Genomic DNA, 26,404 nt, shown 5'->3' on the forward strand with positions numbered 1-26,404 from the left:
ACAACCAGACGGAATAAGTCCGGTCGTGCACAGCGTCCTCGCTGTGTTGTTGCCCACCAGACCCCGAAGGGACCGGCAGGACTTTCAAAGGAACCGCGTCCCGATCACAAGTGACCGGAGACGGGGTATTTTATAGTCTGGCGTTGACTTTTGGCACGCTGTTGAGTTCTCAAGGAACGGACGCTTCCTTTGTACTCACCCTCTCGGGCTTTCCTCCGGGCGCTTCCCTTCGTGTTCCACCACTCTATCAGGAGTTTTCCCGCTCCCTTACCGCTCGTTTTCCGCAGCCATAAAAGACATACGGACACACAGAAGCGGATCCGGGAAGGATCATAATCCGATAGGTGCCGCCCCCGCCTTGCCGGCAGTTGACTGCGGGCCTCGGTGGTGGGCAGGAGTACGACAGTACAGGTCCCACCAGGGCGAGGCAAATCGATTCTGGAGCGGCGTCGACCGCCAACTCGGAGCCCTCCGGGGCCCCTCCTACGCACCCGGGACGACTTCCCCCACCGACGCTCCGCCGGCTCACCTTCTTCCTTACGCCACAGCTCTACTCCGCACGCGCGCGCGTGCCCTCGCGCGACCTCCGCCAGGTGGGCTCACGTGTGCGGAATCCTCAGTTCCTATGACTTACGCTTCTGACCAGCGCGCCGCCCAGGACAGGTAGTGGCGGCGCGTGATGAATCTCCACCCCTGGGAGGCTTCCCATGACCACCGTGACGTCCCCGATCGCTGGACGCGCCATCGGACTCGCGGCTGTGCCCGACCCCGTCTTCTCCGGCGCGATGGTGGGTCCCGGTACCGCCATCGACCCCGTGCGTGAGCCCTCGACGGCGGTTTCGCCGGTCGACGGTGTGATCGTCTCGCTGCACCCGCACGCGTTCGTCGTCGTCGACACGGAGGGACACGGCGTCCTGACGCACCTCGGCATCGACACCGTGCAGCTCAACGGCGAGGGCTTCGAACTGCTCGTCAACAAGGGCGACACCGTGACGCGCGGCCAGGACATCATCCGCTGGAACCCCGTCGCGGTCGAGGCCGCCGGCAAGTCGCCGGTCTGCCCGATCGTCGCGCTCGAGGCCACCGCCGACGCGCTGGGCGACGTCCGTGAGGACGGCGACCTCAAGGCCGGCGACGCTCTGTTCTCCTGGCAGTGATCGCAGCGACCCTCCGCCGTCTCTGACGGCACGTACGACATTCACCGCGGCGGGCGAATCCGCCGCATCAACCGGAGACGGGTGAAATGGAGACAACGCTGCGAGGCGTCGGCGTGAGCCACGGTGTGGCGATCGGCGAGGTGCGGCACATGGGCACGGCGGTTCTGGAGCCGCCGGCCAAGCAGATTCCGACGGACGAGGCACCGCGGGAGCAGGGGCGCGCCCGCCAGGCCGTCGAGGCCGTCGCCGCCGACCTCATCGCGCGCGGCAACCTGGCCGGTGGCGAGGCTCAGCACGTGCTCGAGGCCCAGGCCATGATGGCTCAGGACCCCGAGCTGATGGCGGACGTGGACCGGCGTATCACCGTCGGCAGCACCGCCGAGCGCGCGGTGTACGACGCCTTCGCCGCCTACCGGGCGCTGCTCGCCAACGCCGGCGAGTACCTGGCCGGCCGGGTGGCCGACCTCGACGACGTGCGCAACCGCATCGTCGCGCGCCTGCTGGGCGTGCCGATGCCGGGCGTGCCGGACAGCGACGAGCCGTATGTGCTGATCGCCCGGGACCTCGCTCCCGCCGACACGGCGCTGCTCGACCCGACGCTGGTGCTCGGCTTCGTGACCGAGGAGGGCGGGCCGACCAGCCACAGCGCCATCCTGGCGCGGGCGCTCGGGGTGCCCGCCGTCGTGGCGCTGCCCGGCGCGGGTGAGCTTGCCGAAGGCACGGTGGTGGCCGTGGACGGCAGCACGGGCGACGTTTTCGTCGACCCCAGCCTGGAGAAGCGCGACGAGCTGACCAAGGCCGCGGAGGAGCGGAAGGCGGCGCTGTCCGCCTCGTCCGGTCCGGGCGCGACGTCCGACGGTCACAAGGTGCCGCTGCTCGCCAATGTCGGTGGCCCGGCCGACGTGCCGGCCGCGGTCGAGGCGGGTGCGGAGGGCGTCGGTCTCTTCCGTACCGAGTTCCTCTTCCTCGACGACAGCAAGAAGGCGCCGTCCGAGGCCAAGCAGGTCGAGGCGTACCGCAAGGTGCTGGAGGCGTTCCCCGAGGGCCGCGTCGTCGTGCGCGTGCTGGACGCGGGCGCGGACAAGCCGCTGGACTTCCTGACGCCCGCCGACGAGCCGAACCCGGCGCTGGGCGTGCGGGGTCTGCGGACCCTGCTCGACCACCCGGACGTGCTGCGCACACAGCTCACCGCGCTGGCCAAGGCCGCCACGGGGCTGCCGGTCTACCTCGAGGTCATGGCCCCGATGGTGGCGGACCGGACCGACGCGAAGGCGTTCGCCGACGCGTGCCGTGAGGCAGGGCTGAACGCCAAGTTCGGCGCGATGGTGGAGATCCCCTCCGCCGCGCTGCGGGCGCGTTCGATCCTGCAGGAGGTGGAGTTCCTGTCGCTGGGGACGAACGACCTCGCGCAGTACACCTTCGCCGCCGACCGTCAGGTCGGTGCGGTGTCGCGTCTGCAGGACCCGTGGCAGCCGGCGCTGCTCGACCTGGTCGCCGCCTCGGCGGAGGCCGCCAAGGCCGAGGGCAAGAGCTGTGGCGTGTGCGGTGAGGCCGCGGCCGACCCGCTGCTCGCGTGTGTGCTGACCGGTCTGGGCGTGACGAGCCTGTCCATGGGCGCCGCGTCGATTCCTTATGTGCGCGCGACGCTGGCCAAGCACACGCTCGCGCAGTGCGAGCGTGCCGCCGCCGCGGCCCGTGCCACCGACAGTGCCGAGGAGGCCCGCGTGGCCGCGCAGGCGGTGCTGTCCGGCGAGTGAGCCGGTGCCGTCGGCGACAGCCGGCGCACGAGTGAGGTGAGGGGTGTCCCGCCGGACCGGCGGGACACCCCTTCGCACGTCAGGCCCCTCTCTCAGGCCCCTCAGGCCCTTCGTGCCCCTTGGGCTCTTCGGGATCGTCGAGGGGGAGGCCGGCGCGGTAGGCGACGCCGGGCTCGGGCGGCACGGGGTCGCCGGTATCGGCGTCGGTGCAGTAGGCGTCGAAGACCTCGGCCTCGCTGAGGGGCCTCAGCCGGCCGGCGCGCAGGCCCCAGCCGCGCACCGTGTCGGGGTGACCGGGTGTGGTGGTGCGCAGGACGACGCCGCCGGGACGGTCGGTGGCGATCCCGGCGGCCAGCACGGTGCAGAAGATCAGCGCCGCGGCCTCCCCCAGCCGCAGCATGCCGTCGGCGTGGCTCTCCGTGTGGAGCACGGCGACGAGCGGGACGTCCCCTTCGGCGGGGACGCTGCACACGAGGTGGTGGGTGCCGGGGCCCACGGCTTCGACGAGCCGGCGCAGGAGCTGCGATGCCCTGGCGAAGGCCGTCTTCGCGGTGTCCTCGCCGCAGGTCGCGCAGTCGCCGCCGCGGGCCAGCAGCGCCGTGGCGTACTCCCAGGTCGCCTGCTGTTCGGCCTCGTCGACGAGTTGGGGCAGGAGCCTGCCGATGGGCTGGCCCTCGTAGGTCACTTTGCTGCCCGCCGCGGCGACTTCGGCCGTGTAGCGGGTACGGCTGGCCGGGGTGTCGGGGTCGAGGTGGGAGTCCGCGCAGAACTCCTCGTAGTCGGCGGGGTCGAAGAGGGCGACGCTCGTGTAGGTGCCCTCGGCGGCGAGGGTCCGCAGCAGCCCCTCCATCTGCCGCAGATACGTCGCGTGGTCGTCGAACGTGAACGACGCGTACCGCCGCATGGCGGCGAAGTCCCGCTCGTCGGCCAGCACGGCCACGGTGCTGGGCACTTCGCACCGGAGCCGGCGTCGGGCGCCCGGTCGCCTTCGCGCGGTCGGTCGCTTCCTGCCGTCGTTGCTGTGCGCCATGAACTCCCCCTCAGCGCGCGTGATCAATACTCACTCACAGTAAGCGGGGGCACTGACAATCGATCTCGACGTGGGTGTACGGGCCGCCGGACGGCATGGCCGGCGGCCCGTGGCCCCCCGTCAGCCGGTGGCGCGGGTGCGGGCCAGGTCCTCGTAGAAGCGCAGGAGGTCGATGTTGTCGACGGAGCCGGGGTTGACGGCCTTCTCCAGCGGGGTGCCCTGGAGGAGGCGCTTGACGGGGACCTCGATGCGCTTGCCGGTGAGGGTGTGCGGGATGCCCGGGACCTCGATGACCTCGTCGGGCACGTGGCGCGGGGAGAGCTGTTCGCGGATCGTCCGCTTGATGCGGGTGAGCAGTTCGTCGTCCAGGGTGGCGCCGGGGGCGAGGTGGACGAAGAGCGGCATCCAGTAGCCCCCGTCGGCCTGTTCGGCGCCGATGACGAGGGATTCGCGGATCTCGGGGAGCCGTTCGACGGCCTCGTAGATGTCGGCGGAGCCCATCCGTACGCCCTGGCGGTTGAGGGTGGAGTCGGAGCGGCCGTGGATGACGACGCTGCCGCGCGAGGTGAGGGTGATCCAGTCGCCGTGCCGCCAGGCGCCGGGGAACATCTCGAAGTAGCTCTCGCGGTAGCGCGTGCCGTCGGGGTCGTTCCAGAAGCGGATGGGCATGGAGGGCATGGGAGCCGCGACGATCAGCTCGCCCACCTCGTCGACGACGGGCTTGCCGTGGGCGTCCCAGGCCTGGAGGTCCGTGCCGAGGCAGGGGGCCTGGAGTTCGCCGATGTGCACGGGGAGGGTGGGGACGGCTCCGGCGAAGCAGCTGCAGACGTCGGTGCCGCCGCTGACGGAGGCGATCCACATGTCCTCGGCGACCTCGTCGTGGATCCAGCGGAAGCCGTCGGGCGGCAGGGGCGATCCGGTGGTGGCGACGCACTTGACGCGGGAGAGGTCGAAGTCGCGGCCGGGGTGGACCTCGGCTTTGCGGCAGGCCATGACGTAGGCGGCGGAGGTGCCGAAGAGGGTGGCGCCGGTGCGCTCGGCGATGCGCCACTGGGCGCCGGTGTCGGGGTGGCCGGGGCTCCCGTCGTAGAGGACGACGGTGGAGCCCACCAGGAGGCCGGAGACGAGGAAGTTCCACATCATCCAGCCGGTGGAGGTGTACCAGAAGAAGCGGTCCTGGGGGCCGAGGTCGCAGTGGAGGGCGAGCTGCTTGAGGTGTTCGAGGAGGATGCCGCCCTGGGACTGGACGATGGCCTTGGGCAGGCCGGTGGTGCCGGAGGAGTAGAGGACCCACAGCGGATGGTCGAAGGGGACCTGTTCGAAGACGGGCTCCACGTCCGCCGAGACGAGGGTGTCCCAGTCGAGGGCGCCCTCGGGGGCCGCCGTGCCGAGCAGCGGGATGTGGACGACCGCGCGCACGGTGGGGAGCTCGGCGCGCAGCTCGGTGACCACGTCGGCGCGCTCGTGGCGCTTGCCGCCGTAGTGGTAGCCGTCGACGGTGAACAGGACGACGGGCTCGACCTGCTGGAAGCGGTCCAGGACGCTGCGGGCGCCGAAGTCGGGCGCGCAGGAGGTCCATACGCCGCCGACGGCGGCGGTGGCGAGCAGGGCGACGACGGCGTGCGGGATGTTGGGCAGGTAGCCGCTGACCCGGTCGCCGGGGCGGACGCCGAGGCGGCGCAGCTCATCCGCGAGGGAGCCGACCTGGCGGCGGAGCTCCGCCCAGGTGACGGGGGTCGGCTCGTGGGTCTCGTCGACGTGCAGGAGGGCCGGCTGGTGGGCGCGACCTGGGTCCTCGGCGGCGCGCAGGGCGTGTTCGGCGTAGTTGAGGGTGGCGCCGGGGAACCAGGTCGCGCCCGGCATGCCCCGGTCGGCGAGCACCCGCTCGTAGGGGCTCGTGAAGCGGACGTCGCACCACTGCGCGACGGCCTGCCAGAAGCGCTCCAGCTCGTCCACCGACCAGCGGTGCAGGGCGGCGTAGCTCGCGGCCGGGTCGCCGGGGACGGGGGCGGGGGCGCCGTGCTGCTCGGCGGCCCAGGTCTGGAAGCGGGTGACCTGCGCGCGGGCGACACGGTCCTCGCCGGGGCGCCACAGGGGCTCCGGCTGGGTGGTGGGCTGCGGTGCGGTGGTCATGGTCGGCTCCCGGCTGTACGCGTCGTGGGCGTCGCCGCGCACACAGGCGGGGTATGCGCGTGACGCGGCTGACCAGGACGATGCCACGTGATCGACTCCGGCACCAGGGTCGGCGGCCCATCTCACGGCCGCGTCGGTGTCGTCATGGCTTTTCGGTGGGTGATCGGTGCGGGTGAACGGGAGTTGAACGGACCGCGCGCCCGGTGGCGGCGGTGGCAGGGTGATCAGCATGGATGCGCGTGAGCTGGTGCGGTCGGTGAGGTCGGTGGCGGCGGTGCGGACGGTGGGGTCGGCGCGGGGGCTGCGGTCCGTGCGGTCGGCGTGGCGGCGGTGGCGCGCGGACTCGGTGGAGCTGCCCCCGCCGGGGGCGGGGCGGGCGCGGGTGCCCGGCGAGGCGGTGGGGGCCGAGCCGCAGCCGGGGGGCGGGGTGGTGCGGTTCGCGCGGTCGTCGTTGCGGGTGCGGGTGGCGGCGGGCGGCGCGGTGTTCTGCGGCTGGGACGGGGCGGAGCCGGAGCCGTCGTACGCGCTGGCGGGGGCGTGTCCGGAGGCGGACGAGCGGGCGGTGCTGGAGCCGGACACCGACGGCGGCTGGCGGGTGGTGTCCGAACGGGTGCTGGTGGTGGTGTCCCGGCTCGGGGCGGTGGAGGTGCGGACCCCGGGCGGGGTGATGCTGCGGCGTGATCTGCCGCCGCGGTGGTGGGAGCCGGTGCCGGCGGCGCTGCGGGGCCCGGCGGGCGCTGCTGGGCCCCGCGCCGGCGCCGGCACCGGTTCGGCCGCGGGTTCCCGGTGGGTGCAGCGGTCCGAGGTGGCGGCGGACGCCCGGTTCTTCGGCCTCGGGGGCAGGGCGGCGGGGCCGCGGCTGCGGACCGGTTCGTACCGGTTGTGGAACACCGATCCGGGGGGTGCGTTCGAGCCGGGCGACGATCCGCTGTACGTGACGATGCCGGTGCAGTTGGTGGTGGCGGACGCGGGGACGCATCTGATGTTCCACGACAATTCGTGGGACGGGCAGGTCACCTTGTGGGAAGGCGAGGAGGGCGAGGGGTCCGGGCACGACCGGCCGGGCCGTGCTGAGTTGCGGATGGACGGCGGCCCGGTGCGGTATTGGGTGATGGCGGGCACGCCCGCGCGCGTGCTGCACGCGTGGGCGGCGCTCACCGGTGCGCCGGCGCTGCCGCCCGCGTGGGCGCTGGGCCACCATCACGCGCGGTGGGGGTTCGGCAGTGAGCGCGAGGTGCGGCGGGTGGTGGCCGGCTACCGGGAGCGGGGGCTGCCGCTGTCGGCACTGCATCTGGACATCGATCATTACCGGGGCCATCGCGTCTTCACCGTGGACCGGGAGCGGTTCCCGGATCTGCCGGGGCTGGCGGCCGATCTGCGGGAGCAGGGGGTGCGGCTGGTGTCGATCGTGGATCCGGGGGTGAAGGCCGAGCCGGGGCTCGCGGAGTACGACAGCGGGGTGGCGGCGGGGGCCTTCGTGCGGGACGGGCGGGGGCGCCAGGTGCGCGGCGAGGTGTGGTCGGGCGAGTCGGTCTTCCCGGACTTCACGGATCCGGCGGTGCGCGCGTGGTGGGGCGGGCTGTACGCGGAGCGGTTGGCGCAGGGGTTCTCCGGGGTGTGGCACGACATGAACGAGCCGGTGTCGTTCGCGGCGTTCGGCGATCCGACGCTGCCGCGTTCGGCCCGGCACGCGTTGGAGGGCCGCGGCGGTGATCACCGCGAGGCGCACAATGTGTACGGGCTGGCGATGGCACGGGCCGGGTACGAGGGGTTGTGCGAACTGCGCCCGCGGGAGCGGCCGTTCCTCTTCTCCCGCTCGGGCTGGGCGGGGATGCAGCGTTACGGCGGCACGTGGTCGGGTGATGTGACGACGGGGTGGCCGGGGCTGCGGGCGTCGCTGGCGCTGGTGCTGGGGATGGGGCTGTGCGGGGTGCCGTACTCGGGGCCGGACATCGGGGGGTTCACGGGTTCGCCGTCGCCGGAGCTGTATCTGCGCTGGTTCCAGCTGGGCTCGTATCTGCCGTTGTTCCGTACGCACGCGGCGATCGGGGCGGGTCGGCGGGAGCCGTGGGAGTTCGGTGCGCGGACTCTCGAGCACGCGACGGCGGCGTTGCGGGAGCGGGTGCGGCTGCTGCCGTACTTCATGACGCTGGCGCATCTGGCGCGGCGCACCGGGGCCCCTTATGTGCGGCCGGTGTGGTGGCGTTCGCCCGAGGACCGGGCGCTGCGGGACTGCGAGGACGCGTTTCTGCTGGGGGATTCGCTGCTGGTGGCGCCGGTGCTGGAGCAGGGGGCGGACCGGCGGGCGGTGCGGCTGCCGCGGGGGCGTTGGTACGACACGGCCACGGGTCTGGCGCACGAGGGGCCGGGGCAGGTGCTGCTGGACGCTCCGCTGTCCCGGATCCCGGTGCTGGCGCGGGCGGGTTCGGTGGTGCCGGTCGCGGGGGCGGACGGTCAGGTGGAGCTGGAGGTGTGGGCCCCGGCTCCGGGCCGTACGGGTGGCGGTGTGCTGATCACGGACGCGGGTGACGGCTGGGAGCAGCCGGAGGTGGTGCGGTTCACGACACGGTCGCGGGGTGGGGTGGTGACGGTGGAGCAGGAGGGTGCGGAGGAGGTCGCGTACCCGGTCCGCGTGTGCGGGGCCGCGGGGTCCGCTGCGGGGTAGCGGTACGGGTCCGCTGCGCGGCCAGGTGTTCTGGCCGCTCCCAGCCGGGGCAGCACGGAACTGAGCACCTGGACCGTCGCGATGCGGGCCGGCCGGACCGGTCCCGAGCACGTCATCAGCCGCGAACAGGTCTGGACGGTGACCGCCGGCGTCCTCCAAGTCACCTGCGACGGCCGCAGCGAGAAGACCACGGCGGGCAGACCTTCGTCCTCCCGCCGCACGTGCTCCGCCAGGTGCACGCCCCCAGGCGGCCGAGGCCCACGTCAGCATGCGCTCGGACGGCGTGGCCTCTGTCCCCGGCACCGAGGGCACCCGCGTCCTGCCCTGGGTCCAGTGACGGCCTCGCACAGGACGCACCACCCCGCACCGCGCACATCCTTCCCGTAAACGGAGTCAGCTTGTCTGTACGCATCACCGCCCTGACCGACCCCGAGGAGACCTCCGCCGGGCGCCGCCTGGTCCGGCTGGCCGGCACCGCCGACAACATCCCGTACATGCGGCACGTCAATGACCAACTCGGCTACCTGCCGACGCACACGTCCCACGAGTATCAGCTCGTCCTGTAGGCGAATCGCGCCGTGGCCTTGCACTCCCCGGCCGCAGCCCTTCCGCGCGTCTCCCCCGCGCTGGTTATCTGGGACCCATGTCCAGACTCTCCGCCGTGTTACGTGTCCTCGTCCTGCCCCTCGCCGCTGTGGTCGCCGTCGCCTCCGCGCCCTCGGCGCAGGCGCGGCCGGAACCGCGGCCGCCGAAGGAGTTCGTGGCGCTCTCCGACGTCGATCCGACGATCCTCCAGGAGATGCGCTACTTCACCCCGCACAACTTCACCGGCCACCGCGTCGACGGCTATCGCCGTCCCCTGTGTCTGCTCACCCGCCCGGCCGCCGAGGCCCTGCGCGGGGCCCAGCGTGCGCTGCTGCGCCGGGGCTACGGTCTCAAGGTCTACGACTGCTACCGCCCGCAGCGCGCGGTCGACGACTTCGTGGCGTGGGCGAAGGATCTCGACGATCTGCGGATGAAGGCGGAGTTCTATCCGCGCGTGGCGAAGTCACGGCTGTTCCTGGACGGCTACATCGCCGAGAAGTCCGGGCACAGCAGGGGCAGCACCCTGGATCTGACGATCGTGAAGCTGCCGGCCGTGCCGACCCGGCCGTACCGCCCCGGGGAGCCGCTGGTGCCCTGCTACGCGCCGAAGGAGCTGCGGTTCCCCGACAACTCCGTCGACATGGGCACGGGATACGACTGCTTCGACACCCTGTCGCACACCGCGGACCCGCGTGTCCAGGGGGCACCGCGGGCCAACCGGATGCTGCTGAAGTCCCTGATGGAGAAGGCCGGTTTCGTCAATCTCGCCGAGGAGTGGTGGCACTACACCTACCGCGCGGAGCCGTTCCCCGACACCTACTTCGACTTCCCCGTCTCACGGCGTCCAGCGCCTTGACGCTCCGTCACGGCAGGTGAACACTGCCCGTTCGGACCACCGAGTCAGGAGACGCCATGACGGACTCGTACGTCGCCGCGATCGATCAGGGCACCACCTCCAGCCGCTGCATCGTCTTCGACCGGAGTGGTGCGATCGTCGCCGTCGAGCAGCGTGAGCACCGCCAGATCTTCCCCCGGCCCGGCTGGGTGGAGCACGACGCGGCGGAGATCTGGACGAAGGTGCAGGCGGTGGTGGCGGGGGCGCTGGCCCGGGCGGGGCTGCGGGCCGATGAGCTGAGCGCACTGGGTATCACCAATCAGCGCGAGACGACCGTCCTGTGGGACCGCACCACGGGCAAGCCGGTGCACAACGCCATTGTCTGGCAGGACACCCGCACCTCCGCGCTCTGCCATGAGCTGGGCGGCGCGGCCGGCCAGGACCGGTTCCGGCAAGCCACCGGGCTGCCGTTGGCCAGCTATTTCTCCGGTCCCAAGGTCGCCTGGCTGCTGGACCATGTGCCGGGGCTGCGCCGGCGGGCGGAGAACGGTGAGATCGCGTTCGGCACCGTGGACTCGTGGCTGATCTGGAATCTGACGGGCGGCACGGACGGCGGGACGCACGTCACGGATGTCACCAACGCGGGGCGCACGATGCTGATGAACCTCGCGACCCTCCAGTGGGACCCCGCGATCCTGGCCGAGATGAACATCCCGGAGGCGGTGCTGCCGGAGATCCGGTCGTCGTCGGAGGTGTACGGGAGGGCCGTCGGGCGGCTCGCCGGGGTGCCGGTGGCGTCGGCGCTCGGTGATCAGCAGGCGGCGGTCTTCGGGCAGTCGTGTTTCGGGGTGGGCGAGGCCAAGAACACGTACGGCACGGGCAGTTTCCTGCTGCTGAACACCGGTGAGCGGCCCGTTCCGTCGAAGAACGGGCTGCTGACGACCGTGGGGTACCGGCTCGGTGGCGAACCGCCGGTCTACTGCCTGGAGGGGTCGATCGCCGTGACCGGCTCCCTGGTGCAGTGGTTCCGCGACCAACTGGGGCTGATCCGCTCGGCCGACGAGATCGAGGCCTTGGCGGCGAGCGTGCCGGACAACGGCGGCGCGTACATCGTCCCCGCGTTCTCGGGGCTGTACGCGCCGTACTGGCGTTCCGACGCCCGTGGTGTGATCACCGGGCTGACGGGATACGTCACGAAGGCGCATCTGGCGCGGGCCGTGCTGGAGGCGACGAGCTGGCAGACACGTGAGGTCGTGGACGCGATGTACCAGGACTCGGGGGTGCGGATCAGCTCGCTCAAGGTGGACGGCGGGATGACGGTCAACGGTCTGCTGATGCAGCATCAGGCCGATGTGCTGGGGGTGCCGGTGATCCGTCCGGTGATCTCGGAGACGACGTGTCTGGGCGCGGCGTACGCGGCGGGGCTCGCCACGGGCGTCTGGCGGGACCTGGGCGAGCTGCGGTCGCACTGGAAGCGCGACGCCGAGTGGACGCCGCGGCTGGGGGCGGCGGCGCGGGAGGGCGAGTACCGCAACTGGCGCAGGGCCGTGGAACGCAGCTTCGGCTGGCACGAGGAGCCTGCGGCCGGGGCTTAGGGACTACGCCGTGGATCTTTGACTACGGGCACGTCCTCGAACGCCGGACGGGCTTGATTCCGCGTTCATACGGCCGCCGCCCGGCGGCGGGCGGCGCCGGTGGCCATGGCGTGCTCGACGACGGATATGAGGACCTGCTTGGCGGAGTCGCGCTCGCGGGCGTCGCACAGGACGACGGGGACCTCCGGGTCGAGGTCGAGGGCCTCGCGCACGGTCTCCTCGGGGTAGCGGACGGCGCCGTCGAAGACATTGACGGCGAGGGTGAAGGGGATGTCGCGGCGCTCGAAGTAGTCGACGGCGGCGAAGCAGTCCGCGAGCCGCCGGGTGTCCGCGAGGACGACCGCGCCGAGCGCGCCCTGGGCCAGCTCGTCCCAGAGGAACCAGAAGCGGTCCTGGCCGGGGGTGCCGAAGAGGTAGAGGACGAGGTCGTCGCGGAGGGTGATGCGGCCGAAGTCCATGGCGACGGTCGTGGTGCGTTTGCCTTCGACGCCGCGGGTGTCGTCGACGGGGCGGCCCGCCTCGGTCAGCACCTCCTCGGTGCGCAGGGGTCTGATCTCGCTCACCGCGCCCACGAGCGTGGTCTTGCCGACCCCGAAGCCGCCGGCGACCAGGAGCTTGAGGGTCACCGGGTCGGTGGCGGACCGTTGACGGCCCCGGTCGGAGCGCCTGAACACCATGGTCTCTTCCTTCTCTTCAGGTGCAGTGCGGTATCGCGCTCCCCCGTGGATGTGATCGTTCCGCACGGACCACGGCCCCGACAAGTCCCAACGGGCGGCAGTTGGGACTTCTCGGGCCGGGCCCGCGCCGCGGGCTCACAGCGCCCGCAGGCCGTCGATCACCTCGCGCAGCACGCTCTCGTCGGGCAGTTCCGCCGGGGGGACCGGCCGGGAGACGCGTACCAGCTCGGCGTCGATCAGGTCTCCGACGAGGACCCGGACCACGCCGACCGGCAGATCGAGCCCGGCGGACAGCTCGGCGATGGACTGCGGTGCGTCGCGGCTGAGGTCGACGATGTCGAGGTGTTCCGGGGACAGCGTCTGGTCGGCGATGGCGTGCGCACCGCCGGGGTGGTCGGCCAGGCTCTCGTCGGCGACGACGACGGCGATGAGGTCGAGCTTGGCCTCGGCGGCGCTGCGGGTGCGCCCTCGGGTCATCGCGTACGGGCGGACGACGGGGCCCGCCGCGTCGTCGTACCAGCGGGCTGCGGGCGCCCCCGGGTGGTGGGGGCGTCCCGCTGCCCGCGAGGGCGCGGTGGCCGGGGGCCCGGGGGGCGTCGGTGCCCCCCGGGCGGACGCGGGATGGTCTCCGGTCATGCCGGCCGTCACTCGTCGGCGGCCACGCCGGTCCGCGGAGCGGTGCCCAGGTGTGCGCCCACACGCTTGACGAGCAGCGTCATCTCGTAGGCGACCAGCCCGATGTCGGACTCCGCGTCCGCGAGCACGGCCAGGCAGCTGCCGTCGCCGGCGGCGGTGACGAACAGAAAGGCCTCGTCCAGCTCGACCATGGTCTGGCGGACGTCGCCGGCCCTGAAGTGCCGGCCCACGCCCTTGGCGAGGCTGTGGAAGCCGGAGGCGACGGCGGCCAGATGCTCGCCGTCCTCACGGGTGAGGCCCTTCGAGGTGCCGGTGGGCAGACCGTCGCCGGAGAGGACGAGGGCCTTGCTGATGCTGCCGACGCGCTCGACCAGGTCGTCGAGGAGCCAGCTCAGCTCTCCCGTGCCGGTCTGCTCTTCTGTGCTCCGCCCGGTTGGGGCAGTGCGTATCGCGGCCTTCGGTGCGGTCATCGACCGTCCCCCTCAGATGTTGTTCCTGGTGCTGCTGTTCCCGGTGGGTCCGTCTCATTCTCCTCCCGGCCGCGCTGCCAACCGCGCTGGAGGGCCGCCATCCTGGCCCGTACCTCGTCGGCGTCGCGGAGGGGGCCGGGGTCGGCGGGGGCCGACGACGGGCCGGGCCGGTCCGCCGGGGCGTCCTTCAACTGCGGGGCGAGGCTGGCCTGTCGTACGCGCCGGGGCAGTCCGCCGGTCGGCGTCCGCTCCTCGTCCGGTTCCCCGGCGGTGTCCTTGGCGGGCTCGCGCGCCGTCCCCGCCGCCCCGTCCGTCTCGGGCTCGTCGATCCGCCGCCCGTGGTCGGAGACCAGGACGGGGGACCTGCGGCGCGGCAGCGGGGCGAGCGCGTCGCTCGCCTGGTGGTGCTGCTCGGCGCCGGGGTCCGCGGCCGGGGAGGCCGTGGTGGCGCGGCGCGGGATGGGCCAGCCGTTCTCGCCGTCGTGCCAGCTCTCGTCCGCCTCGTCGTCGAACAGGGAGAGCGGCGGTTCGAGTTCGACCGGCAGGTTCTTCTGTGCCACCCAGCTCCGGACGGGCCGGTCGGCCCGGTCCCCGCCGGCCGGGGGCACGGGGGCCAGCGGTGGGCGGCGGGTGAGCGGGAGGGTCCCGCCCCGCCCCTCGGGCGTCCCGGGCGGCTTGGCGTGGGCGCCGCTGTCCTCGTCGTCCTTCCCCCGTCCTTGCCCCTTCTTGAGGCCCGGCCCGGCGCCCGCCACGGTCTCGGTGAGCAGCGTCGCGGGGAGGAAGACGACTGCGGTGGTGCCGCCGTAGGGGGAGGGCTGGAGACTGACCCGTACGCCTTGGCGCTGGGCGAGCCGGCTGACCACGAACAGGCCGAGGCGGTCGGTGTCGGACAGCTCGAACTCCGGGGTCTCGGCGAGCCGGAGGTTGGCTTCGAGCATGGCGTCGGGGGTCATGCCGAGGCCCCGGTCGTGGATCTCGAGCGTGAAGCCGTTGGCGACGCGTTCACCGACGACCTGGACCGCGGTGTGCGGCGGGGAGAAGACGGTCGCGTTCTCCAGGAGTTCGGCGAGGAGGTGGGTGAGGTCGGCGACGGCGGGGCCGTGGAGGGCCAGCCGGGGCAGACGGCGTACCTCGACGCGCTTGTAGTCCTCGACCTCGCCGACCGCGGCCCGTACGACGTCCATCAGCTGGATGGGTTTGCGCCACTGCCGGGAGGGAGCGGCGCCGGAGAGGATGACGAGGCCCTCGGCGTGGCGGCGCATACGGGTGGTGAGGTGGTCGAGGCGGAAGAGGTCGGCGAGTTCGTCGGTGTCCTCGGTGCGGCGTTCCATGGTGTCGAGGAGCGTCAACTGGCGGTGCAGCAGGACCTGGCTGCGGCGGGCGAGGTTGACGAAGACGTCGGAGACGCCGCGACGCATGTCGGCCTGTTTCACGGCGGCTTCGACGGCGGCGCGCTGCAGGGTGTTGAGGGCCTGGCCGACCTGGCCGAGTTCGTCGGCGCCGTATTCGAGGCGGGGAGCCTCGGTCTCGATGTCGACCTGTTCGCCGGCGGCGAGGCGGCGCATCACGCTGGGCAGCCGGATGCCGGAGACCTCGTGGGCCTCCTTGCGCAGTCGGCTGAGGTCCCGTACCAGACCGCGGCCGATCTTGAAGGAGACGACGAGGGAACAGACGAGGGCGGCGAGGCCGAGGACGCCCGCGGCGGCGGCCTTGCCGAGGACGCCGATGGCGACGGGCTCGACGCGGTCCGCGTAGCGGTTGCTGGCCTCGATGCCCATCCGGCCGAGGTCGTCGAGGACCGGGGCGATGGTGTGCTGCCAGCGCTGGGGGTTGACCGCGTGGGTGGCCCGGCCGGCGCCGCCGAGGATCACGGCGTCCTCGGCGGTGCGCAGGGCCTGGGCGTTGGTGCCGCGCCAGTAGTCCTCGTAGATCTTCTGGTCGGCGACGGGCAGGACGGGCAGATTGGTGTTGTAGAGGACCCGGCGCTCGGCGACGTGGTCGGAGAAGGCGCGCAGGTCCTGTCGGCTCATGCTGCCCTCGGCGAACGCGGAGGCGAGCAGGGCGTCCTCGCGGGCCACGGCCTCGCGGGCCCGGGTGATGCCGACGAGGGCGCGGCCCTCCCGGTCCAGGTCGTCGTCCTGGACGGCGCTCAGGCTGCCGAGGAAGGCGTAGTAGGGCTCGATGAGGTCGTTGTACGCCTGGAAGGCGCCGTAGCGGGAGACGGTGTTGTCGTCGACCTTGCGGCGGATGTCCTCGATGGTCTCGAGGCTCTTCTCGATGGTGGTGAAGCGGGCCCGGGCGGTGTCGTCCACCTCGTCGCGGACGCCGTCGGCGGCGCCGGTGCGGAAGGTGGCGACCATCCTGTCGGTGGTGCGCTGCCGTTGGCGCAGGGCGGCCTGGGCGTCGGACCGGCGGGGGTCGGCGAGGTGGACGAGGGTCTGGCGGCGCTCCTGTTGCAGGGCGCGTACCAGGTCGTCGGCGGGATAACCGATTTTTCGCATCGCGTCGGCGACGCCGAGCAGCTGCATCGCCTCACTGCCGGTGATCACGGTGGCGAAGGCCCACAGGCCCGTCAGGGACACCAGTGGCACCAGCAGCAGCGCCACGATCTTCCGGCGGATCGACTTCCCGCGAAAGCGCATGGCCTCCCCTACGTGAACCCCCGGCGCGGGGGTGGTGTTCCGACGGATAACGCGGCGTGAGCCTACTACTGCGTTGCGCTGTGCTCGAAGACCAGTGCGGCCGTCGAACCTGTTGCGGCGGGAGAGGCGTCATGAGTTGTCCGGTGATTGCCCGACTTTCCCCCCGCGCTACGGGAGGCCGCAGGCCGCTCGCGGCAGGTTACCCAACCGGCCGAACTGGCTGGAATTGCCCTCCCCACGGGAACCATCGGGCCTGGTCGATCGCTCTTTCAAGGGGCGAGCCGGACGGGACGACGACGGCGTCACATCCGATGCCCCCACCTTTGGAATGCTTTTGGATCGTTTTGGAATCCTTTTGGAAGCGGCCCGAACGGGGCAGCCAATGGGGGAGGTGAGCCGTCATGGACCAGGATCGCGACATCCGGCCGTACGCGCGCAGGCCGTTGTGGGTGGAAGAGCCGGCCAAGCGGCCGAGAATGCCCGATCCGGTCCGTGACTCCGCGGTGCGCGCGGTGCTCATCATCTCGGTGACGCTGGTGCAGGCCATGGTCGCGGCGCTGTTCACCCTCGTCGGTTCCTGGCTCGCGCTGCCCGCGCTGCTGTGCACGGTGGCGAGCGTCGTGGCGGCGACGTGGGCGGTGCTGGACGTGTGGGTGACCCGGCAGGTGTGGCGCCAGCGGCACGGTGTGGTGTCGGTGCCCAGCAGTTCGGCACGCGAGATGCGCAGAGCGCGCCGACCACGCTTCCCCTGATCGTCAACAGGCGGGTAGGTTCGGGAGTTGACGGTGTGTCGGCCGTGCGCGGCGGTCGGCCGGAGGGGGCGTCACGGATGTCGGAGCGGGAACAGGCAGTGCGTCGGATTCCGTCGATTCTCGGGGACCCGTGCTGGACGGTGTGCCTGGTCGGCGAGGAGCAGTCGGGCAAGCTCGCGCAGGTGACCGCGGGGCTGCGGCACGGGCCGGACCCGAGCGGCTCGGGCAAGCGCATCACCTCCGGCTTCTCCTACTGGGGCCTGGAGTCGACGGTGGCGTGGGCCCACGCGTGCAACGACCTGTACTACCCGGTGATGCGCGAGAGCATCGGCTCGTTCAGCCGCCGCTGGCGCGCGATGACCCAGACGCTGCCCGACGGTCCGCTGCACTATGTGAGCCTCGGGCCCGGCACCGGCCAGAAGGACCAGGCGTTGCTGAGATACCTCGACAGCCGGGGCCGCTCCGGCTGCTACATCCCGGTCGACGTGAGCGCCGAGATGCTGCGCCTGGCGCAGCGCGAGGCGCTGGAGCACCTGCACGTGCCGCCCGCCGATGTGCTGCCGGTGCAGCTGGACTTCTCCATGCCCGCCAACCTCGACCGGCTGTGCGCCCTGATCCGGCACGCGGTGGGCGACGAGCCGGTGGTGTTCTCACTGCTGGGCAATACCCTCGCCAACTTCGACAACGACACCCAGCTGCTGGCGCTCCTCGCCGAGAAGCTGCTGCGTCCGCAGGACCGCTTCCTGTTGGAGGTGGCGAGCACCGCCGGCCAGGACGAGGCGGCGGCGCGCGCGGCGGCCCACGAGTACGAGAACAGCCCGCGCTTCCGGGAGTTCGTCACCAGCGCCCTGATGCAGTACACCGACCTCCAGATCGATATGAACAGCCTCACCTGCGAGGGGCTGGTCGAGGACGACCGGGCACTGAAGATCAAGGTCGTCTACCGCAATCGCACGGGCGGTCCGCTGGAGCTGACGCTGCCCGACCGCAGCACGGTGCCGTTCCCCGACCAGGACACCATCCGGCTGCTCCTCAGCCGTAAGTACACCCCGGCCGGGCTGGAGAAGATGCTGGTGGACGCGCGGGTGACGAAGGTGGGCGAGACCCATGACGTCGGGCACGCCGCCTTCGACCGGCCCGCGTTCGGGCTGGCGTTGCTGATGCTCCAGTGCGCCGACGCGGCCCCGCCGCCGGCGCCCCGCGCCCCCGGGCCCAATCCGTTCCGCGACTGACGGGCCGCGATGAGACGCCCGGGGGGACGTCCGATGGGACTCGTCAGCCGGTTCAGCCGGCAGTTCTTCGCCGCGGCCACGATCTCCTGTCTGCTGATCGCGCTCGGTACGTGCGTGTGGTGGGTGGCCGTCGCCGAGGGCGCGGGCAGCCGCTTCGAGCCGGTGGCCTCCGGCCTCGCGCTCGTCGCCGCCATCACCGGGGTGTACGCGGAGCGGCGGGCGGCCGCGCGGGAGCGGCGCGCCCAGGCGCTGTACGCGCTCACCGACGAGCTGGTGAAGAACAGCGAGTTGCTGGCCGGGGAGAGCTTTCTGCCGCAGGACCCGCTGGCCCCGAAGGCGCGGGTCTATCCCCGGCTCGTGCAGTCCGCGACGGACGCGACGCTGGTGTCGGGGGCGTTCTCCGAACCGGGGCACGACGCGCTGATCGCGCTGCTGCACCGCTGGCGTGACGCGGTGCACGACTTCAACCGCCGGCTCGACCTGGCCGAACTGCGGACGTACGTCAGCCAGGTGCCCGCGGAGGAGCTGCTGGCGATCGACGAGGCGATGCGCCGGCCGGGCGGACAGCTCGACGGGCTGTGCCGGTTGCGCGACGAGTTGGAGCGGGTGCTGCGCGAGCGGTACGGGCGGCAGCCGGGTGTTGCGGTGCGGCTGGGTCGGCTCCCTGACGGGTCCGATTGCGGCTAGCCCGGCCGACCGGTCTTCGGCTGCGGGCCGTCTTTGCCGCCTGCGGCGGCGGGCGCCCTGCGGGCGCGTCCTCAAGCGCCGGACGGGCTTATTTCAGCCCGTCCGGCGCTTGAGGACACAACACAGCAGCCCGTCCGGCGCTTGAGGGCACAACACAGCAGCCCGTCCGGCGCTTGAGGACACAGCACGGCAGCCCGTCCGGCCAGGCCTTACGCCGGCTCTTCCACCGGGCGGCGGTACATGCGGGTCGCCGTGATCTCCCCGTGTACCGGCTCGGCGTCCGGGTCCTGCTGGGGCAGGCCGGGGCGCAGGTGCTCCTCGACGCTGATGTACTTCAGGCCCGCCCGCAGGTCCGCGTCGTTGCGCAACCGGATGACCAGCGGGAACTCCGCCAGGGCCGTGGTGTCGAAGAGGCCGGTGGTGTAGAGCAGCTGCACGCCGAGCGCGTCGGCGACCGCCCGCTGGAGCTCCAGCAGATAGGTGGCGTTGGCGCGGCCGATGGGGTTGTCGAGGAACAGCGTGCCCGCGTGCCGCTGCTTGTCGCGGCCCCGGTCGTTGCTGCGCAGCGCCGCCATGGTGCAGTACAGCGCGATGGCCGCGGTCAGCAGCTGGCCGCCGGAGAACACGTCGCCCATCTGCCGGACCGGCACCCGCTCGGCGCGCAGCACCGCGTCCGGCTTGAGGATCTCCACGGCCACGCCGCGCGGCAGCAGTGCCGCCTGGACGCCCCGCAGCAGCAGGGACATGCCGTCACGGCGCAGGTCGGAGTTCTTCTTGACGGCCGAGCTGGTCGCCTCGTCGATGACCTCGCCGAGCCGCTCGGTGAGGGTCGACTGGTCGGGGTCCTCGAAGCGGATGCGCAGGAACTCCTGGCCCGACCACTCCCCCAGGCCCTCGGGGAGCCGGGAGAGGCGCTGCGCGGAGCGCAGCGTGGTGAGCGAGGACTCCACGAGGCCGCGCAGCCGGTCGACGATGCTGTCGCGGTTGCGCTCCAGCTGCTCCAGCTCGTCGGTCAGCACCCGCAGCCGGGGCGCGAAGGCCTCCGCCCAGGCGAGGGCGTGCTCCGGCAGGGCGGCGGCGGGCAGCTCGCGGATCTGCTGGCGGGCGGGGGTGCGCACCTGCTCGTAGCGGGTGGAGTTGGCGTGCCGTACGAGGACGTCACTCGCCTCGCGGACGGCGGACTCGGCGGCGGACAGCTCGCCCGCGCAGCCGCGCAGGGAGCGCCGGGCCTCGGCGGCGGCCTGCCGGGCCTCCTCCAGGGTCCCGGTGTACGCGTCGGGCTGCTCGCCCTCGTCCTCCGGGGTGTTGTCGCGGAGCAGGTCGCGCAGGAGTGCTGCGGTGTCGTCGAAGCCGGCGGCGGCGTCCTCGGCGGCGCGGTGGGCGCGCAGCAGGTCGCCGTGGACGGTGCGGGCGCGCTCCAGGGCATCGGTGCCGGCGGCGAGTTCGGCCGTGGCGGTGCGCAGCAGCTCCTTGGCCCGGTCGGCGTCGGCGGGCACCAGCTCGGCGGGCAGCTCGGTGTGCGCGTCGCCGTCGGCGGGGGCGAGCCGCTCGGCCTCGCCGCGCAGCCGGCCGAGCTGTTCGCTGGCGGTGGAGGCGCGGGTCTCCAGCATCTGCACGAGGGCCTCGGCGCGGGCCGCGGCGGCCTGCCGGGACGGGCCGTCGGCACCGTCGGTGCCTTCGAGGAGCTGGGCGGCGCGGGTGCGGACCTTGTTGGTGAGGCGGTCGAGTTCGGCGCGGGCGGCGCTCTCGTCGCTCTCGGCACGGGCCTGCTCGGCGCGCAGGTCGGCGCCGACGCCCACCTTCTCGTAGAGCTGGGAGGCGGCGCGGTGGGCCTCCCGCAGGGCGGGCAGCGAGGCGGTGGGGGCCGGGGTGCCGGCGGCGACCTCGTCGGGGGCGCCCGCGATCTCGGCCCGCTCGGCCCGCAGCGCGCGGGCCGTGCGGCGGGCGTCGTCGGCGGCGCGCTGGGCGGCGCGGCGGTCCTCGTCGGCGGCGCGGGCGCGGTCCACGCAGACCGCCGCCTGCTCCTCGGCCTCGGCGGCCTCCTCGGCGAGTTCACGCAGCCGGGACTGCCAGGCGGCGCGCTCGCGCAGCCGGTAGGCGAGGCCGGCGAGGGCGTCGGCGACGCGGCGGGCGCGCTGGGCGGTCTCCTGTCGTTCGTCGCGCACCCGGGCGGCTTCGGCGGCGCTCTCGTCGGCCTCGGCGCGGGCGATGCGGAGCTCGGCCAGCTCTTCCTGGGCGTCGTCGGCGGCGGTGCGGGCCCGCTCGGCCTCGGCGGCCAGCTCGGCGAGGCGTCCGACGGGGCAGCCGGCGCGCCAGGAGGCCAGTCGGGCGGCGAGCGTGCGGTCGCCGGCCAGCCGTGCCGCTATGGCGCGGATCTCCTCGTCCCGGGCGGCGGCCCGGGCGCGCAGGGCGTGCCGCTCGTCGTCGGCGGCGCGCTCGTCGTGCATGGCGGGGTTCGGGGGGACGAGAAAGACGCCGGAGGCACCGGAGCCGTCGCCCGTCTCCGGGTCGGGTGCCGGGGCGAGCAGGGCGGCGGTCGTGCCGACGGCCACGGCGGAGCGGGGCAGCAGCGAGGCCTGGGCGAGCACCTCACGGGCCCGGGCGTGGGCGTCCGGGTCGGTGATGACGACGCCGTCGACGAGCTCGGGCCGCGCCGCGAGGACGGTGGCGTGCTCGGCCGGGTCGACGGCCTGGGCGAGGTAGCGCCAGCCGGGCAGCGCGGGGATGCCGTGCTCGCCGAGGTATTCGACGGTGGCGAGGACGTCGGGGCTCGGCGGGAGCAGTCCGCCGTCACCGAGCGCGCCGAGGATGCGGGAGTCGTCGGCGGCGGCGGTGCGCAGGTCGAACATCTGCCGCTCGGAGGCGGCGACGCTCGCGTCGAGCATCTCGCGCAGCGCGTCGGCGTTGCGGTCCAGCTCCTCGGCCGTCAGGGGCCCTTCGACCGTGCGCCGGGCGGCGGGCACCGCGGTGCCCGCGGTGGTGTCGGCGGGGGTGCGGGCGGCGCCCGAGCGCGGTCCGGGGACCTGCCCCGCGGCCGTCGGCTGGGGCAGGCCCAGGAGTTCGATGATGCGCTGGTCGGCGCCGAGGGACTCGGCGGCGCGGCGCTCGGCGTCGTAGGCGGACTCGGCCGCCGTGGCGGCGTCGGCGGCGCGGGCGGCGGACAGCTCGGTGCGGGCCTGGGCGGCGGCGGCCTCCTTGGCGCGCTCGGCCGCCTGGCGGGCGGCTTCGCGGGCGCTCTCGTAGGCGGCGGCCGCGGGCTTCTCGGCGTCGCTGGCGGCGAGCGCGGCCCTGGCCGGGTCGGCGTCGGGGGCGCTGTCGTCGAGCCAGCCGGCGCGGACCGCCTCGGCGGTCTCCTGCTCGACCTCGACGAGTCGCTGGCGCAGGTGGCCGGACTCGCTGCGGGCGCGCTGGGCCTCGGTGGCGGCGGAGGTGGCGTCGCGGTGGGCGGCTTCGGCCGTCTCCTGGAGGACGGCCGAGCGCTCCTCCTCCTCGTTGGCGACGCGCTCGCCTTCCTCGGCGGCGGTGTTGAGGGCCCGGACGAGCTCGGTGGCCGCCTGGGCGCGGGCGGCCAGCGCGGGCGCCGCGTCCCGTTCGGCCTCCTGGATGGCGGCGGCGACGCGCGCGGAGCGGTCGGCGGCGGCCCGGTGGCGCAGGACGGTCTCGGCGGCCTGCCAGGCGGCGTGCAGGGTACGGGCGTCGAGGAGTTCGCGGCGCTGGGCGGCGGCGGCCTTCTCGGCGGCGGCGAGCGCCAGCGAGGCGTGCCGGTAGGCGATCTCGGCGGCGACCAGGGAGCGGCGGCCGCGCTCGGTCTCGGCGTCGGTGACGCCGTGCGCGGCGGCGGCGACCTGCTCGGCCAGCTCGGCGGTGCGGCCGCGCTCCTCGGCGCCGCGCGCGGAGAGCCGGCGGGCGAGGACGCGGGTGCGGCGCTCGGCCCCGGCGTGCACGCCGCGCGCCTGCTCGCGCACGGCGGCGGCGTCGGCGATGCGGGTCAGCAGGTCCAGCGAGCCGGCCGTGAAGTCCCGCTCGGCGGTCAGCTCGGCGCGGCGGCCCAGCTTGTGGGCGAAGCCGTGCACGAGGTCGGCGAGGCCGTCGGTGTCCCGGGTGTCGGTGACGGCGCGCAGCAGCAGGTCGGTGAAGTCCGAGTCGTTCTTGACGGCGAAGAGGCCGGCGGCCTCGCCCTCGTCGGCGTTCATCTCGCGCTGGTAGCGGAAGAGTTCGGGGTCCAGGCCCAGCTCGCCGAGGTGCTCGTTCCAGCGCTCGTGGATCTCCTCCCACACCACGTCGAGGTGCGGGTAGGCCTTGCCGGCCTCGGTGAGGGCGTCGCGGAACCCCTTCATGGTGCGGCGCCGCCCGCGGGCGCCGGAGCTGCCGTCGGCGCCGCCGCGCATGGCGGTGGACTCGGCGACGGGCAGCGAGTCGAGGCTCAGTCCGGGGCCGGGCCGGAAGGAGTACCAGGCCTCGGCGAACTTGCGGGGGTCGCCCGAGACCTGGCGGCCCCGCCACTCGCTGACCTTGCCGACGACTACGGACTCGCCGGTGAGGACGTGGCTCCACTCCAGGGCGACGTGACCGCAGTCGTCGGCGAGGAGGAACTTGCGGAGCACACCGGAGCTGGCGCCGCCGAGGGTGTTGCGGTGGCCCGGCAGCATCACCGAGAAGATCAGCTTGAGGAGGACGGACTTGCCGCCGCCGTTCTCCAGGAAGAGCACGCCCGCGGGCGCGGGGCGGCGCGGCGGGCCGACGGGCTCGTCCTCGAAGAACTCCGCCTGCGCGGGCGCGGGGTGGGGCACGGGCGCGCCGACGCTCCGCAGGTCCAGCACGGTGTCGGCGTACCGCGCACCGGCGGGCCCGATGGAGTAGAGGCGGACCCGGGACAGCTCGTACATGGCGGACTCTCGTTGTCGTGTCGGGCGGTGGTCAGGAGGCGTTGCTGTTGTCGAAGTCGTTCTCGAAGAACGGCAGTCCGGCGTCCGCGACGAGGTCGAGGGCGTCGGCGTCGTCCGGCGGCAGCAGGGTGGCGCTGCCGTCGCCGACGGGGACGACACCCAGCTCCAGCAGCTCGGCCATGGCGGCGCTGCCCGCCATGTCGCGGACCTGGAGCTGGTAGCGGGGCGTGGTGCGGTACGCGCCGCCGGCGTCGTCGCCGGTGCGCTGGAGGAAGCCGGAGTCGACGAGGAAGGCGACGGCCTTGGCGATGATGCCGGTGGTGGAGCCCGCGAGGCGGCGGGCGTCCTTGGTGGCGCCGGTCGCGCTGCGCCGGGAGTACACCCGCCAGGCGGCTTCGAGGCCGGGGGCGTCGGTGGTGGGGTCGGTGTTCTCGCCCTGCTCGGCGGCCTTCTCCTCCAGCCGGCGGCAGGCCTGGCGGACGAACGCGTCGATGCCGTTGACGGTGACGCGGCCGATGTAACCGTCGTCGGCGAGGTCCTCGGGGCGCGGGAAGGCCATGGCGGCGACCGCGAGGTGGGCCAGGCCGTGCAGGAACCGGTCGGCGGAGTCGGCGGTGGCCCGGCGGGCGTAGTCACCCATCCGGACGGCGAAGACGGAGTCCTCGGCGGCGGTGACGGCCATGCCCGCCCGGGTGGACACCTCCAGCACGATGAGCCCGAGCCCGGCGGCGACGGCGTCCGCGAGCCGTGCGAAGGCGGGCTCGTCACGGTGGCGGCGCAGCAGCTCGGCGTACTCGGCGTCGCGGGCGGGCAGCAGCTTGGGCTGCAGCCCGAAGGCGATGAGCCGGGCGGCGTCGGCGGCGTCGGCGGGGGTGACGTTGCCGCTGCCGCGTGCCGGTTCCGCGTCCGCCACGTCGGGCTGCGTCGGGTCTTCGGCGTCGTACTCAGTCACGGTTGGTGCTCCTGCTGGGGATGGCATGGGTTGCGGTGGGTCGGGCGCCGCCGGACCGCGCCGCGGTGGTGGCTCGCCGTGGCGGCGGGGAGGAGAGCCCCGGTCCCGCCCCTTCCCGAACCCGGGGCTTCGCCCCGGACCCCGTGGGGCGGCCCTTTCCCGGAGCCCGCCGCACGGCGGTCACGACGCCTCCGCGCGGTCCGCCGCCATGCCGGCCGCGTCCAGCAGGGCCTTGCCGACGATGAGGTCGGCGCCGCCGAACTCGATGTCGTCGAGCTGGGTTCCGTCGTCGACGGCGAACAGCAGGGTCTGCTCGCCCTGGCGGTAGGCCGTGCCGACCGAGGGGCTCGCGGCGTGGACGGCCAGCAGGGCGACGAGGTAGGGCAGTTCCGGGTCGCGGCGGCGGGCGTCGGCCAGCAGGCCGGAGAGACGGCGGGGCGCGTCGGCCGGCAGGTCGAGCAGCTCCATCGCGCTCGCCAGCTGCTCCTCGCTGAAGCGGCTGTCGTCCGGGGTCGCGATGAGGTCCGGCTCGGGCATCTCCGCGCCGAGGTGCTCGCGCTCGGCGGGCGGCGTCAGCAGCATCTCCACCAGGTCGCCGACGCGGACGGACACCGGGGTGCGCAGGCCGGTGCCATGGGCGAAGAAGGCGTCGGTGACCCGGCCGGCCTGCTCGAGCGGGAGCGGCAGGACGGGGGCGAGGAGCTGCCCGAACAGGTCGAGGCCGGCGCGGGCGGCCGGGGGCGCGAAGGCCTGCCGGTCCTGTTCGGCGCGGAAGAGGGGGCCGGCTTCCAGCAGCCTCGACTGCAGCTGGGTGTGGCGGCGGATGCAGTCCTTGACGATGTCGACCAGCTCGGCGGCGCGCCGCTTGTTCTCGGGCTCCTCGGCCTCGTCGCGGGCCTTGCGGATGTTGGTGAGGATCGCGTTCTCGTGGCGGTAGCGGTCGGCGACGTGGTCGAGCGCTTCGGCGATCATGTCGGGGACGGTGCGCAGCCAGTCCACCGCCCGGACGTTGCGGCGGGTGGCGTCGAGGGTCTTGCGGAGTGTCTCCGCGTACTGAACGGTGCGGTAGCGGGCCTGCTCCGCGGCGAGCTGGGCGTCGGCGAGCCGGCCCCGGCTGATGAGGACCTCCAGCTTCACCTCGGCGGCGATCTGCGCGCTGGTGACGTCGGTGTCGAGGGCGCCGACGAGGACGTTGACGGCCTCGTCGGTGGTGCGCAGGAAGACGGTGCCGCCGTGGCCGGGGACTTCCTCGATCAGCTTGAAGTCGTAGTCGCGGCGGACGTAGGCGCCGTCGGTGCCGAAGGTGCCGTAGACGGCCCGGAAGCCGCGGTCGACACTGCCGACGTTGATGAGGTTCTCCAGGACCCAGCGGGCGACGCGCTCGTGCTCGGCGGCGGGCCGGTGCGGTTCCTGGGCGGCGACGCGCGGCAGCAGCCTGGCCACTATCTGCTCGTGGTCGGCGCCGGTGTCGAAGTCCATGTTGAGCGTGACCAGGTCGATGGCGGCCAGGGCCACCTCCGCCATCGCGTAGCCGCCGTACTCGCCCGCGAGATTGGCTTTGCGCACGTCCAGGTCGTGCAGCGGCGCGGTGCAGGCGAGCGCCCGCAGCCGACGGGCCAGGCCCTCGTCGGCGGCCGGGCCCGGGGCTGGGCGTGCGGGCCCGTTGAGCTGGGGCGGAACGGCCGCCGGGGCTGGAGAAGTCACGTCGCACAG

General features: G+C 73.4%; 18 protein-coding genes. 9 read left to right on the forward strand and 9 right to left on the reverse strand.

Annotation, left to right across the window (positions count from 1 at the left end; translation table 11 throughout):
- Positions 1 to 707 precede the first annotated feature (707 nt).
- Positions 708 to 1,157, forward strand: a complete 450-nt coding sequence (locus tag AB8O64_RS06405) for a PTS glucose transporter subunit IIA (protein ID WP_356459058.1) — start codon at positions 708 to 710, stop codon at positions 1,155 to 1,157.
- An 86-nt stretch (positions 1,158 to 1,243) separates the two neighbouring features.
- The gene (ptsP, locus tag AB8O64_RS06410; protein WP_370418274.1) at positions 1,244 to 2,914 is read left to right on the forward strand and encodes a phosphoenolpyruvate--protein phosphotransferase; all 1,671 of its coding nucleotides are present in this window, start codon (positions 1,244 to 1,246) and stop codon (positions 2,912 to 2,914) included.
- A 79-nt stretch (positions 2,915 to 2,993) separates the two neighbouring features.
- Here ptsP and AB8O64_RS06415 read toward each other — a convergent pair whose 3' ends face one another.
- Positions 2,994 to 3,944: a hypothetical protein gene (locus tag AB8O64_RS06415; protein ID WP_370418276.1), complete on the reverse strand. Its 951-nt coding sequence runs from the start codon at positions 3,942 to 3,944 to the stop codon at positions 2,994 to 2,996.
- A gap of 120 nt (positions 3,945 to 4,064) precedes the next feature.
- Entirely contained in the window at positions 4,065 to 6,077 is a 2,013-nt protein-coding gene (locus tag AB8O64_RS06420) for an acetoacetate--CoA ligase (RefSeq protein WP_370418278.1), read from the reverse strand.
- 229 nt (positions 6,078 to 6,306) lie between these two features.
- On the opposite strand from AB8O64_RS06420, the gene AB8O64_RS06425 reads away from it, so the two are divergent.
- The 4 genes from AB8O64_RS06425 (at position 6,307) to glpK (ending at position 11,757) form a co-directional block, all read left to right on the forward strand.
- Positions 6,307 to 8,742 (forward strand): glycoside hydrolase family 31 protein, encoded by a 2,436-nt coding sequence (locus tag AB8O64_RS06425; RefSeq protein ID WP_370418279.1) that lies wholly within the window; start codon positions 6,307 to 6,309, stop codon positions 8,740 to 8,742.
- A gap of 398 nt (positions 8,743 to 9,140) precedes the next feature.
- Entirely contained in the window at positions 9,141 to 9,308 is a 168-nt protein-coding gene (locus AB8O64_RS06430; protein WP_370418281.1) for a hypothetical protein, read from the forward strand.
- A 77-nt stretch (positions 9,309 to 9,385) separates the two neighbouring features.
- Complete coding sequence (locus tag AB8O64_RS06435; protein WP_370418282.1) at positions 9,386 to 10,183, forward strand: M15 family metallopeptidase; 798 nt, start codon at positions 9,386 to 9,388, stop codon at positions 10,181 to 10,183.
- A gap of 56 nt (positions 10,184 to 10,239) precedes the next feature.
- On the forward strand, positions 10,240 to 11,757 hold the full coding sequence (gene glpK, locus AB8O64_RS06440; RefSeq protein WP_370418283.1) for a glycerol kinase GlpK: 1,518 nt from the start codon (positions 10,240 to 10,242) through the stop codon (positions 11,755 to 11,757).
- A 65-nt stretch (positions 11,758 to 11,822) separates the two neighbouring features.
- On the opposite strand, the gene AB8O64_RS06445 is transcribed toward glpK, so the two are convergent.
- The 4 genes from AB8O64_RS06445 to AB8O64_RS06460 form a co-directional block, all read right to left on the reverse strand.
- Positions 11,823 to 12,434 carry an ATP/GTP-binding protein gene (locus AB8O64_RS06445; RefSeq protein WP_370418285.1) on the reverse strand — a complete coding sequence of 204 codons (612 nt, stop codon included), beginning with the start codon at positions 12,432 to 12,434 and terminating at the stop codon, positions 11,823 to 11,825.
- A gap of 135 nt (positions 12,435 to 12,569) precedes the next feature.
- Positions 12,570 to 13,070: a DUF742 domain-containing protein gene (locus AB8O64_RS06450; protein ID WP_370418286.1), complete on the reverse strand. Its 501-nt coding sequence runs from the start codon at positions 13,068 to 13,070 to the stop codon at positions 12,570 to 12,572.
- An 8-nt stretch (positions 13,071 to 13,078) separates the two neighbouring features.
- Entirely contained in the window at positions 13,079 to 13,540 is a 462-nt protein-coding gene (locus tag AB8O64_RS06455) for a roadblock/LC7 domain-containing protein (RefSeq protein WP_370418287.1), read from the reverse strand.
- The gene (locus tag AB8O64_RS06460) at positions 13,537 to 16,182 is read right to left on the reverse strand and encodes a nitrate- and nitrite sensing domain-containing protein (RefSeq protein WP_370418289.1); all 2,646 of its coding nucleotides are present in this window, start codon (positions 16,180 to 16,182) and stop codon (positions 13,537 to 13,539) included. The genes AB8O64_RS06455 and AB8O64_RS06460 overlap by 4 nt, the downstream gene beginning before the upstream one ends.
- 401 nt (positions 16,183 to 16,583) lie before the next feature.
- Here AB8O64_RS06460 and AB8O64_RS06465 point away from each other — a divergent pair, with 401 nt between their 5' ends.
- The 3 genes from AB8O64_RS06465 (at position 16,584) to AB8O64_RS06475 (ending at position 18,853) form a co-directional block, all read left to right on the forward strand.
- Entirely contained in the window at positions 16,584 to 16,934 is a 351-nt protein-coding gene (locus tag AB8O64_RS06465) for a hypothetical protein (RefSeq protein ID WP_362217203.1), read from the forward strand.
- A 98-nt stretch (positions 16,935 to 17,032) separates the two neighbouring features.
- The gene (locus tag AB8O64_RS06470) at positions 17,033 to 18,166 is read left to right on the forward strand and encodes an L-histidine N(alpha)-methyltransferase (protein ID WP_370418291.1); all 1,134 of its coding nucleotides are present in this window, start codon (positions 17,033 to 17,035) and stop codon (positions 18,164 to 18,166) included.
- 33 nt (positions 18,167 to 18,199) lie between these two features.
- A complete protein-coding gene (locus AB8O64_RS06475) occupies positions 18,200 to 18,853 on the forward strand; it encodes a hypothetical protein (RefSeq protein WP_370418292.1) in 654 nt (217 codons plus the stop codon).
- 209 nt (positions 18,854 to 19,062) lie between these two features.
- Here AB8O64_RS06475 and AB8O64_RS06480 read toward each other — a convergent pair whose 3' ends face one another.
- The 3 genes from AB8O64_RS06480 to AB8O64_RS06490 form a co-directional block, all read right to left on the reverse strand.
- A complete protein-coding gene (locus tag AB8O64_RS06480) occupies positions 19,063 to 23,739 on the reverse strand; it encodes a hypothetical protein (protein WP_370418293.1) in 4,677 nt (1,558 codons plus the stop codon).
- Positions 23,740 to 23,770: 31 nt separating this feature from the next.
- On the reverse strand, positions 23,771 to 24,691 hold the full coding sequence (locus AB8O64_RS06485; RefSeq protein ID WP_370418295.1) for a hypothetical protein: 921 nt from the start codon (positions 24,689 to 24,691) through the stop codon (positions 23,771 to 23,773).
- 180 nt (positions 24,692 to 24,871) lie between these two features.
- Positions 24,872 to 26,395 (reverse strand): hypothetical protein, encoded by a 1,524-nt coding sequence (locus AB8O64_RS06490; protein ID WP_370418296.1) that lies wholly within the window; start codon positions 26,393 to 26,395, stop codon positions 24,872 to 24,874.
- Between the last annotated feature and the right edge of the window lie 9 nt (positions 26,396 to 26,404).

The sequence above is a fragment of the Streptomyces sp. QH1-20 genome, from assembly GCF_041283565.1.
Taxonomy (GTDB): Bacteria; Actinomycetota; Actinomycetes; order Streptomycetales; family Streptomycetaceae; genus Streptomyces; species Streptomyces syringius.

Bases quoted from the DNA above. Each gene is read 5' to 3' on its own strand.
- AB8O64_RS06455 (WP_370418287.1), bottom strand. From the start codon at position 13,540: ATGACCGCACCGAAGGCCGCGATACGCACTGCCCCAACCGGGCGGAGC.
- AB8O64_RS06475 (WP_370418292.1), top strand. From the start codon at position 18,200: ATGGGACTCGTCAGCCGGTTCAGCCGGCAGTTCTTCGCCGCGGCCACG.
- AB8O64_RS06415 (WP_370418276.1), bottom strand. From the start codon at position 3,944: ATGGCGCACAGCAACGACGGCAGGAAGCGACCGACCGCGCGAAGGCGA.
- AB8O64_RS06435 (WP_370418282.1), top strand. From the start codon at position 9,386: ATGTCCAGACTCTCCGCCGTGTTACGTGTCCTCGTCCTGCCCCTCGCC.
- ptsP (WP_370418274.1), top strand. From the start codon at position 1,244: ATGGAGACAACGCTGCGAGGCGTCGGCGTGAGCCACGGTGTGGCGATC.
- glpK (WP_370418283.1), top strand. From the start codon at position 10,240: ATGACGGACTCGTACGTCGCCGCGATCGATCAGGGCACCACCTCCAGC.
- AB8O64_RS06465 (WP_362217203.1), top strand. From the start codon at position 16,584: ATGGACCAGGATCGCGACATCCGGCCGTACGCGCGCAGGCCGTTGTGG.
- AB8O64_RS06445 (WP_370418285.1), bottom strand. From the start codon at position 12,434: ATGGTGTTCAGGCGCTCCGACCGGGGCCGTCAACGGTCCGCCACCGAC.
- AB8O64_RS06405 (WP_356459058.1), top strand. From the start codon at position 708: ATGACCACCGTGACGTCCCCGATCGCTGGACGCGCCATCGGACTCGCG.
- AB8O64_RS06450 (WP_370418286.1), bottom strand. From the start codon at position 13,070: ATGACCGGAGACCATCCCGCGTCCGCCCGGGGGGCACCGACGCCCCCC.
- AB8O64_RS06425 (WP_370418279.1), top strand. From the start codon at position 6,307: ATGGATGCGCGTGAGCTGGTGCGGTCGGTGAGGTCGGTGGCGGCGGTG.
- AB8O64_RS06460 (WP_370418289.1), bottom strand. From the start codon at position 16,182: ATGCGCTTTCGCGGGAAGTCGATCCGCCGGAAGATCGTGGCGCTGCTG.
- AB8O64_RS06420 (WP_370418278.1), bottom strand. From the start codon at position 6,077: ATGACCACCGCACCGCAGCCCACCACCCAGCCGGAGCCCCTGTGGCGC.
- AB8O64_RS06480 (WP_370418293.1), bottom strand. From the start codon at position 23,739: ATGTACGAGCTGTCCCGGGTCCGCCTCTACTCCATCGGGCCCGCCGGT.